Genomic DNA, 9,836 nt, shown 5'->3' with positions numbered 1-9,836 from the left:
CCCGGTAGCTCGTCAGGCTCATAACCTGAAGGTCACAGGTTCAAATCCTGTCCCCGCAACCAATGCCATAGAACGACCAACGCCGCTCTTCGGGGCGGCGTCGTAGTTTATGGCCCACACCGCCAGATCCGCAACCTGCGCAACCACTTCCGCCTCCGCGGAGCCGTCCTTAGCCGGATAGATCGTCACGCTCTCGATCAACCGAGACAGAAGTTCAGCGGCTTTGCAAGGATAGTCTCCGCGTCCAACGCCTTTGCCAGACGAGATGCCAGTAGCGACAACAGCTGGATCAGCTCCATCGGGCTGGGCAGGGTGATCCGCTCGACGCATGGCTGAAGCGTAATTTGCGCCTCGAGGTGCGCCTTGTCCCACTTCACGGTCCGCAAGCATCATCGCCAGCGCGTCGCTGATGACGCCGGCTAAGAGGTCTGCGCCGAGGTTGACGATCTCGGACGACACGACCGATAATCGGTCCGTCAAGCTGCGGTCATATCGGACAGCCTCTCGCGACAGGCGGCTCATTTCAAGGCGAACTCTTCCGCAAAGGCACGCGCGTGCTCGGGCGAGAAAAGGCTGTGCCGGAATACAGCAACCGTCGCGTGCTCCAGTGGCTCCCTGCGAACGGATACGGTGTTGCCGCAGGTACCGCGCTCCTTCTGATCCGCGCAGCGATAATAGTCCGTGCCGCTGATGGTGTAGTTCGAGCCACATACGCTGCAGTGGATCAGTTCAGAAAGAGGGTGCTTCTTTCGGTTCGGTCGGCCACGCGAGGCTTTGGCCTGGGGACGCTGGCGCTGCTCAATTTCCATATGCACCGCATCCCAAAGCTGATCGTCGACGATGCGCAGATCCGAACGGCTACTTCGACTCACTCAGACTTGTTCCGAACACGGTAGCGACGCTCCGGTGTCTCACTGTCCGGGTTGCGGCGCTATTGCCGCCGACTCCAGACGAGCCTGCCGACATACAGCGGGTGTTAAGGATGCCGACGGCCTTCTTCGGGACGCCGCGGATAGTCGAGGCAATCCACTGACCCCTCGGGCTGGGGATGCCGTCCTCGTTAAGACTCTTGGCAATTTGCGACAGCGTCGGACCTGCTGTTCTCAGCCGCCGTCGTCGGTCAGTGCGAGTCCATCGGCATGTAGTCGAAGCACGGGCCCGCGCGCGCCGGACCATCCGGGCTTGCCGGATTGTTCAGCAACGCCACCGCCGCCGCCTTCAGCGTAAACATCTGGACGACTGCCGGGATCAGCTGATCGCGCTCGCCGTTCACTGCCCGGTCGATCAACGCCAGCAAGCGGGTGTAGGACTGCGCGCACGCGGTCGCCTGATCGCGCACCGGGCCCGCGGGAAACGCGCCGACCGATGGATTGTCGATCATGTCGAACACGGCAGCCGCGGAATGATCGACCGGGAAGTCCGCGCCGGTCGGCGGCTGATCGGGATCGTCGTCGCTCTGGTAGTAGCGGCCATACGCGATCTGCTTGAAGCGGTAGTAATGCGCCGCTTCGCTCGGCTGGCGGAACATGCCGCGGTCGTCGTCGTCCACGCCGTGTTCGAACCCCTCACCCTGTTCGACGATGATCTTCAACGCCTCGAGCGCGCTCGCCAGATCGGTGACAGTCACGACCGCGCCGCCGCTGTTATAGTAATATTCCGACGTCACTTGCCGGTCGTGATCGCCGGTGAAGATCGTGCCGTCCGAGCGGCCCTGCGCGAGCAATTCCAGCGCGACCAGACCCTGCTCGATCGCTTGGTAGAAGTCACCGATCGAGGGATAGACTTCGCCACGGCGGAGCATCTCTCGCAATTGCCCGGGGGGGATGCGGGGCGGCTCGGCCATCGCTTCCAGCCCCGGCGCTGCTTTCAGCTGCAAGGCCGGTGCCGGCGCCTCGATCGCCAGGAAGGTCTCGATCGCTGCAGGCGAAAATTTTTGCAGTGCGACCGTGATCGGCCCATGCGCACCGACGGGCAACTCGGCGGGATAGGCGTAGACGAAATCGGGCCGGTCGATCGACGGCGCGCCGCCGACCGCGTTCAGGACGTTGGCGGCCAGCACCATGTGCAGCATTTCCTGCACCGCGACCGTGCGAATGATCTCGGCCGCGGCGCGGTTGTGGCCGTCGCGGATCGTGTACAGGCCGCACAGATACGGGGGGATCGTCGCGTGTTCCAGTTCGACCGCGGCCTGGAGATGTTCCCGTAGTGCATCGATGTCCGGGATATGGCGCGGCAGTTGCGGCGCGGTGCCGCCGTCGATCGGCATTGCGGTCATCGTGTCCTCCCTATCGGCCGAGCGCACGCTCGATGGCGTCCGCCGCCATGATCGTCAGCGCCGCCATGGTCAGCGTCGGGTTCGACGTGCCCTCGCTCGGCATATTGCCGCAGCCGACCAGCCACAGATTGTCGTGATCCCACACGCGCTGTTCGGCATTCACCACCGAATCGGTGCGCGATCGCCCCATCACATGGCCGCCGACATAATGCCCCGCGCCCTGATAGACGTATCCCTGGCCCTCCCACTCGACGTAGCCGGTGTCGGTCGGCTGGTAGAGCGTATGATCGGTGATGTTGAGCCGGCCGTAGATCAGGTCCGACGTCCGCTTGGCCTCGGCCAGGCCAGCCCGGGTGTAATCGGGGACTTCGTAGCTGACGATCGGACGGAAATTGTCGATCCGGTCGCGGAATGCGGGATCGATGGTGATGCGGTTCTTCGCCAGCGCAGGCACTTCCATGAGGAACCCAAGCCTGACCTGGCGCTGCACCTGACCATAGACGTCGTGGCGCAGGCCCGCGCCCCAGCGGCCGGCGCCGACCAGCGACGATACCGTCGTTGCCGGTGCACCGGTCGCCCAGTTCCATCCCCAATTATCGATTTCGATCCGAAACGGCGCTCGCCGCGTCCGGAACGCGCCGCCGCGCACCGATTCGAAACCGGACGACGAACCGGGACCGCGGAAGGTGCCGAGCGGATTTTCGGCAAGGCCCCACGTCAGCATCGTCGGGTGGTCCATCAGATACCGCCCCGTGGCATCACCTCCGATGCCGGCGGCCAGCAGCAGCTTGACGTTTTCCAGCACATGCCCGGCCAGTACGAAGACGGTTCCGGTGGCGGTGAAGACGTCATAGGCCGGCGAACCCGGCGCGGCATACGCCTTGTACTCGATCCCGGTGACCCGCCCGTCCGGCCCGAGCGTGACCGCCGACGCGACCGCCTGGGTGACAAGGTGGACGTTGCCGGTGGCGACCGCGGCATTCATCGTCTTTAGCGCATTGTACTTGGCCTGCACCGGACAGATCGGCACGCACGACGAATTGCCTTGGCACCGCTGGCCGATGTCCGGTGCGCCGACCGCGCCCACCGGGACGTAGCCGCCGGGATAGGCGGCGTTGGGCATGCCGTTGCGGCCCTGCGGCGTGATGGTCACCGCCAGCGGATAATCGGCGCCGTCGTAAGCGATCGTCAGCCCGTCGGTGCCGTCGGCCATGAATCGGTCGACGAAGCTCTGCGGGATGCGATGCATCGGATAGACGTAATCCGCCCCGATCCAGTTCTCCCCGGTGCCGAGCAGCCGGCCAAGCTCGGCCTGGTCGGCGGCGTCCGCCGACACGCCGATCTCGCGTTCGGCGCGTTCGTAGAACGGTTTCAGCGCGGCATAGTCGATCGGCCAGTCGAGCCCGACACCGAACCGCGAAGAGGTCGCGAAATCCTCCGGCAACATGCGCAGGCAGGTGCCGAGCCAGTGCAGCGTGGTGCCGCCCGCGGCGCGCACATAGTCGCTGCGGTACGGGTTCGGCCCCGTCTGCACCATATACCCGCGGCTGTTGGCGACGGGATCGTTACATTCGACATCCAGGACATCGGTCTGGGGCGAATTTGGATTCAGCGGGTAGGGCGCGTTGGGCACCTTGGCGCCGGCGGTGTAAAAGCTGTCGAGATAGCCGAGATAGCCCTCGTAGCTGAGCGCCTGTCCGGTGCCCCCCTCCAGCACCAGCACGCGGCGGCCTTTTTCGGCAAGTTGCCGCGCGACGATCGAACCCGAGATTCCTGCGCCGACGATGACCACGTCATAGTGGTTGGCACCCACATCGATCGCGACGTCGTGCGGGATGGCTGCACCCTGCATCATGCGCGTGGCTCCACCGGCGGTGGCAAGGCCCAGGCGCCATAGCCTTGGGGCGTCGCGCCCATCGGATGCGTGGCGGCGGCCTGCCACATGAGACCGCCGACATAGCTTTGCGGGGAAACGACATCGGCGCCGAACGGTGCGACCTGATACCAGCTGCCCACATACCACAGCAGAACCACTCGCCCCGCCGCGTCCCGCAGCGCCGGCACCGTCATCAGGTCGCGTGCGATGCGATCGTCGATGCCGTCGCCCGCATCGACCACGCCCAGCAGCCTCGCCTGTATCTCGGGACCGATATTCCTGAGGAACTGCGCATGATAATCGGTGCCGAGACCGGTCGCATCCAGGTCGTAGCGGGAGAAGCCGGTCAGAGCGCAGGATAGCGCCATGAACCGTTCATAGTCGGGATACTCGTCCACGTGTCCCCCTGTTGCCGCGCCTGTCTGCGCTGCCCGTGTCGCCGCCCTGGCGGGTCGCCAACCCGTCAATCTCCCGCCAGATTGCCCCGTCAGTCAAGGACGCGACACTGCCGGACGGGGGAGATGCGTTTGATTTGGACCAGTCTCTGCTTGCAGCCGTGACACGCCGGGCGTGATCCTGCGGCCTTGCACACCCTTGGTCGGACGGGCGGGGGCCTGGTCGGGGCGGGGGTACAGGGGAGCACCGAACTCATGATCCGATCCGCACGCGCCGCCATGCTCGTTCTTGCCGCCGTTCCGCCGCTGTCGGGATGCGGCGTGGCGGCGAGCGATACGCCGGCTCCAGCGCCGGGCGCAAAGGCGTCCGCGGTAGCGTCGGTCAGCCCGTGCAGCGGAACCTGGCCGTCCTATTGGCAGGACCCGGCCTTCCAGAACGTCGGCATGTGGCGCGGACAGACGATCAGCGACACGCCCGCGGCGCAGAACTGGACGCCGGCCAACCCTGCCTACACCAATCCCGCCTTCCGTATCGCGGATCGCTTCTCCGCCGGGCGCCCCGACGATCCCCGCGCGATGACGTGGCGCGACCGCCGTTTCAACGCGCTGTTCGACGGCAGCGTCGCGCCCACCGGCAAGGCTGCGCTCGCCAACGATTATGCCTGGGCGCTGATGCGCTACATCCAGGAAGGCAATATCGATTCCGGGGATGTCGACACCGACTGGAATGCGTGCGCCAACACGAAGCGGCAATGGTTCAACATGCCGTTCCAGACCTACAGCCCGATCCAGGGCCGCGAATTCATCCACGGGTTGACCCGCGAGGCGCCGGTGACGCTCAGCGTATCGTTGCAATCTGCACCGCTCGGCACGACGGTCTGGGCGGTGGCGTTCTACAACGGCAATGCCGCCCCGACGCTCGCGTCGGTGTGGCGTGATGACGGCACCGTCAAGATGCCGACCGACAACCTGGCCTTTGCGGAGGGGACGGTCGTCGGCAAACTGCTGTTCACGACGGCCAGCGCCGACAACATGCCGATGTTGCGCAATCTGCCGCAGTGGACCGCCAACATCAGCATGGGTGGATCGACCGCGTCCAACCCGACCTTTTGTACCCCGGCAGCCGGTGCGTCCATGCCGGCGCAAAGTGCGGCCTGCCAGCGATCCCCGCGCAAGGTGACTTTGCTCCAGTTCGACGTCGCGGTGCGCGATGCGCGTGCGCCGAACGGGTGGGTGCTGGGCACCTTCGTCGCCGATGGCGAAGCGCGCGCCGGGGAGCGTAACCCGTGGAACCGCATCTCGCCGCTCGGGCTGATCTGGGGCAACGATACGCCGCCGACGGGGCAACTCGCGTCCGTCTTCCCCGCCGCGCCGCGGACGAACGGGTTCCGGGGCGGCGTGATCCAGTGGGATGTGGTCGACCGCATCAACAAGTCCGGGGGCGCGATCGTGTCGAAGCAGCCGGGCCACCTCGGCTGCAACTCGCGGCTCAACGGCCCGGCAGACAATGTGGCGAGTTCGTGCACGTCCTGCCACATGACCGCGTCGGTGCCGGACAAGAACAACAACACGCCGCCGTTGCTGGCCAACTTCTATTCGCCGACGATCACGCCGCAGTGCGCGATCCTGAACGCGACGCCGGCTCCGAAGGAGGTCAACGGCGTATCGTTCGCCGACATGGACAGTATCTTCTTCGCCGAAACCAAATGCGCGTCGCCGTTCGAGACGAAGGTCGGCGGGAAATGCGTGCTGGGTCCGAACATGCCATCCTATGCCAGCGGTCGCGGGGACTGGATCTCCACCGACTTCTCGCTGCAGATGACGGGCGCGCTGGTGCAGTGGAACGAATGGCAGGCCGACGTCGCTGCCGACCGTCGCGTCCTGGCGGCGAACAAGGGCAGGAAGATGCTGGGTGCGGCCGCTCTGCCGCCGCGCGTCTTCACCTCCAAGCTGCCGATCCGCAACGAGAATTGATGCGCTGACACGGAAAGAGGGACCGGAGGTTGATCCTCCGGCCCCTCACGCATCCGGTCTTACGACCGATCGCGTGGCTCAGCTGCCGGCGGATACCTGGCGCAGCGTCGCGACCGAAACGTGCGGCCAGCTGAGCCCGCCGAAATCGAGCAGCACGGTCTGGGTATATTGCAGCTGGAGCACGGTCGATCCGTCGCTTTCGCGGACCTCCTCGATCCAGAAGATCGCCTCCATGGCGACCGCATCGGCGTTGGGGCCGGCGGCGTCGCCCTGCAGGAATGCGGTGTTCGCGGTGCCGCCGCCGATGATCGGGACGGGGCCGGTGGTGATGACCAAGTTGGTGGTCGAGACGACGTCCTGATCCGTCAGCGCACCGCTCAGCACCGTGTTGGGATCATCCACCATCGCTTGCGTGATCCCGGCGATCAGCGTCGGATCGGACCGGAACGGCGTCGGGATCGACAGGTCGGTTTCGGGGAACGGTATCTTCTGCGACGGGTCGCCGATGACGAACGGCGTGATGTCCGCCACCGCAAAGGTAGGCCCGCCTGCTTCGCCCGACGCGACTCCCTGCGCCAGGATCGTCGTCCCGTGCGGGATCGACCCCATGCGGACGACCGATGCCGGCACGCTCGGGTCGGTCGTCGCCGGTACCGTCAGCCAGACGCCCGGTTCGAGATGCAGGCCGTTGTTATGGTTGTCACTGACCAACTGCATGTAATGCAGGCCGGCCATGAACAGATCGCCTTGCAGCAACCCGCGATTGGGGATCTGGCCCTGAATTTCCGTAAAGTCGATCTGCTCTACGGTCAGGTTGAGCTCGAGGAAATGCTTCTGGCCCGGATTGCTCGGATCGAACAGCGGGCGCCAGATCGTGTTGAGCCCGGTCCCCTTCCAGATACCGCGCAGTTGCGCCAGCGGGCCGAGCGGATCGTCGGCCAGCGCCAGCGTTTCTTGCACGCCAGCGGTAGCGAATTCCACTGTCGGCGTGACCGGTGCGACGTTGGATAGCGGGCGAAAGACAAAATCGTCGTCGATGCTCATGAATAACTCCTCCCTCTTGGTGAAAGCAGGCTATGACGTTCGAGCATCGGAGCAAGGGGCGTTGCGTTCAATGCTGATGCAATGTCGGAAAGGATCGCTGGATCTGGAGCGCTGCGTCTGCTTTGATTGATCGATTTCAGGCAATTCATCCTTTATGGCGGTTCGATATAAATGACGGTCGCAAGGATGCTTTGCGACCGTGAAGGGGGGCGGGATGGACGACGTGCAGGCGGTGGGGACGGGACGGATCATCGAGTTTCAGCTAAACTGGCCGATGACCAGCGCGGCGATGCCCGGAATGGCGATGACCGACGCGGTAATGCCGGGGATGGCGACGGATGCGTTTTCCTGCTGTGCGCCCGGCGGTGGATCAACGCATGAACTAGTGCTCGATCCTGGCGGTACCGCGTTCTGGGTCTCGGGGCAGAAATACGATCATCTCGCCCGCATCGCGCTCGACGGCAGCGCACTTTATTATCCGATGCCGACGGGTAGCGGGCCGCATGGGTCCGTCTTCGATGCGGAAGGGCGGCTGTGGGTGACGTTCGAATCCGCAGGCGCCCTCGCGCGAATCGACACCGATGACGGCCGGATCGTGGAGACGATCGACGTCACCATTGCGTCCGACCGGCTGCGCGGGCCGATGAACCCGCATCCCCACGGACTGACGCTCGGCGCGGACGGGGCGCTGTGGTTTACCGGCAAGCTGAGCAACACCATCGGACGGGTCGATCGGGGAGGGCGGGTCGAACATTTCGTGCTGCCGTCGATCGGGGCGGTGCCGATCTATGTCGCACCCGGCCCGGATGGCGCGATCTGGTGCACCGAACTCGGCGCGTCGCGCATCGCCCGGGTCGCGTCAGATGGGACCGTAACCGAAATCGAGATCCCCACCGCCAACAGCCGCCCGATCACTATCAAGCCCGACCCGCTCGGCCGGGCGATGTGGTTCACCCAGGAAGCCGGCGGCCGGCTTGGTCGTATCGACTTGGCCGATCCGACGCAGCTGACCGAATATCCGGTGCCGCTGCCCCACCGCGACGCCATCCTGGCCGGACACACCTTCGATGCCGACGGCAATCTGTGGGTACAGCAATATGTCAGCCCACCTGCTGCCGGCCCGACCGTCGACGACTATGTCGTGCGGTTCGACAAGGCGATCCTCGAAGCGCCTGCCGGCGACCTGACCGGTGTCGGCATTACCTGGTTCAAGGCGCCATCCCAACGTACGGTGATGCACCGGATCACGATGGGGCCGGCCGGCAGTGTCTGGTTCAGCGAGCTGGGGCTCGACAAGGTCGGGCGGATCGACCGCAGCGGTTCGCCTCCGCTTAAATGACCGACGGTGGGCAAAGACTGTGACGACCCGCGAGGTTTCGCCAAGACGACCGCTATCGTCTGGCCGGCGGGAGGCCCCCTGCTGCTTCGTCGATCGGCCTGCCAATGATCCTGCTGTTCGCCTGCGAGACGAGCTCGTCGCGCCAGAATGGGTCGGGCGGCCGTATCGGCGAATGCTCTCGCGGCTGGAGGAGCACGATGCGGCGGGAAAGGCGGCGATCGCAGCAGCGCGCGGCGTGCGCATCTGGCGAGATCAATCGCATCAGGGCATCGCCGTTGGGTTGGAGCCTGCCGGGCGGCTGCTACATCACCGCAGATGTTGAAACGATATGCTGCTGCGACGCACGCCGCTGACGGTGTGCGGCACGTATCCGTGCTGCTCTGTCAATGGTCGATGCTCGGCGCCCGCAGGTACGGACCGCATCTGCCCTTGGCGCGGTCCTGACGGCGGCATGTGGCTCGTGCCCGACCACCGCAGGCGATGGACATGGTGTTCGACGATCCGGCGCGGATCGGGCCAGATGCTGACTGCGGCTTCGCGCTGCTTTGGTCGGGCTACGGCAAGGGCGGCACTCACCGAGCCGTCGACCTTGCTTGCGCGAAGCTGCAGCCGCGGAAGCCCTCGGCAGCAGAGATCAAAGCTGTGGGATCGGAGTGGGCGGTCACCGCGGCCTATCATCGAGTGCTTCTGGCCGATGGGGTTGCGGATGTCAGCGGCGCCAGGGCGTTCTTCGAGAGCCATGATGCTGCGATCCTGCCAAGGCAAGATCTGCTCGCTGTGGTGCAGACGCTGCGCTTCCCGCCATCGCTGCCCCGTCATGCGATGATGGACGCCGCCTAATGTACGTCGCGCTATGCTTGCAGCCCAAGGTGCTCAGCAGCTTGATCGTGCAGCACATGCCATCGGACATTCGATCGAACCGTGGACCGCACG

10 protein-coding genes are annotated in these 9,836 nt (G+C 65.3%); 4 read left to right on the top strand and 6 right to left on the bottom strand.

The annotated features are described in order from the left end of the window. Positions 1-18: 18 nt before the first annotated feature. The 5 genes from ASE86_RS16060 to ASE86_RS12200 form a co-directional block, all read right to left on the bottom strand. Positions 19-522: a hypothetical protein gene (locus ASE86_RS16060; RefSeq protein WP_156347157.1), complete on the bottom strand. Its 504-nt coding sequence runs from the start codon at positions 520-522 to the stop codon at positions 19-21. Continuing rightward, the gene (locus ASE86_RS12215) at positions 519-872 is read right to left on the bottom strand and encodes a zinc ribbon domain-containing protein (protein ID WP_156347156.1); all 354 of its coding nucleotides are present in this window, start codon (positions 870-872) and stop codon (positions 519-521) included. The genes ASE86_RS16060 and ASE86_RS12215 overlap by 4 nt, the downstream gene beginning before the upstream one ends. 248 nt (positions 873-1,120) lie before the next feature. Further along, positions 1,121-2,275, bottom strand: coding sequence for a ferritin-like domain-containing protein (locus ASE86_RS12210; RefSeq protein ID WP_056427290.1), 1,155 nt, complete (start codon positions 2,273-2,275; stop codon positions 1,121-1,123). A gap of 10 nt (positions 2,276-2,285) precedes the next feature. Continuing rightward, on the bottom strand, positions 2,286-4,130 hold the full coding sequence (locus tag ASE86_RS12205; RefSeq protein ID WP_200911541.1) for an FAD-dependent oxidoreductase: 1,845 nt from the start codon (positions 4,128-4,130) through the stop codon (positions 2,286-2,288). After that, complete coding sequence (locus ASE86_RS12200; RefSeq protein ID WP_056427289.1) at positions 4,127-4,549, bottom strand: hypothetical protein; 423 nt, start codon at positions 4,547-4,549, stop codon at positions 4,127-4,129. Before ASE86_RS12200 ends, ASE86_RS12205 begins: the two co-directional genes overlap by 4 nt. 252 nt (positions 4,550-4,801) lie before the next feature. Between ASE86_RS12200 and ASE86_RS12195 the strand changes: the two genes are divergently transcribed. Further along, positions 4,802-6,520, top strand: a complete 1,719-nt coding sequence (locus ASE86_RS12195; protein ID WP_056427287.1) for a hypothetical protein — start codon at positions 4,802-4,804, stop codon at positions 6,518-6,520. A gap of 78 nt (positions 6,521-6,598) precedes the next feature. Here ASE86_RS12195 and ASE86_RS12190 read toward each other — a convergent pair whose 3' ends face one another. Further along, positions 6,599-7,564 (bottom strand): heme-binding protein, encoded by a 966-nt coding sequence (locus tag ASE86_RS12190; RefSeq protein WP_056427285.1) that lies wholly within the window; start codon positions 7,562-7,564, stop codon positions 6,599-6,601. A gap of 214 nt (positions 7,565-7,778) precedes the next feature. Here ASE86_RS12190 and ASE86_RS12185 point away from each other — a divergent pair, with 214 nt between their 5' ends. The 3 genes from ASE86_RS12185 to ASE86_RS12180 all read left to right on the top strand — a co-directional run bounded on the left by ASE86_RS12185 (position 7,779) and on the right by ASE86_RS12180 (position 9,743). Continuing rightward, entirely contained in the window at positions 7,779-8,903 is a 1,125-nt protein-coding gene (locus ASE86_RS12185) for a hypothetical protein (protein ID WP_056427281.1), read from the top strand. A gap of 104 nt (positions 8,904-9,007) precedes the next feature. Next, positions 9,008-9,256 (top strand): hypothetical protein, encoded by a 249-nt coding sequence (locus ASE86_RS16055; protein WP_156347155.1) that lies wholly within the window; start codon positions 9,008-9,010, stop codon positions 9,254-9,256. A 127-nt stretch (positions 9,257-9,383) separates the two neighbouring features. After that, entirely contained in the window at positions 9,384-9,743 is a 360-nt protein-coding gene (locus tag ASE86_RS12180) for a hypothetical protein (protein ID WP_056427280.1), read from the top strand. Positions 9,744-9,836: the final 93 nt, after the last annotated feature.

The sequence above is a fragment of the Sphingomonas sp. Leaf33 genome (assembly GCF_001421785.1).
Lineage (GTDB): Bacteria > Pseudomonadota > Alphaproteobacteria > Sphingomonadales > Sphingomonadaceae > Sphingomonas.
This window is presented reverse-complemented; position numbering and strand designations above follow the sequence as displayed.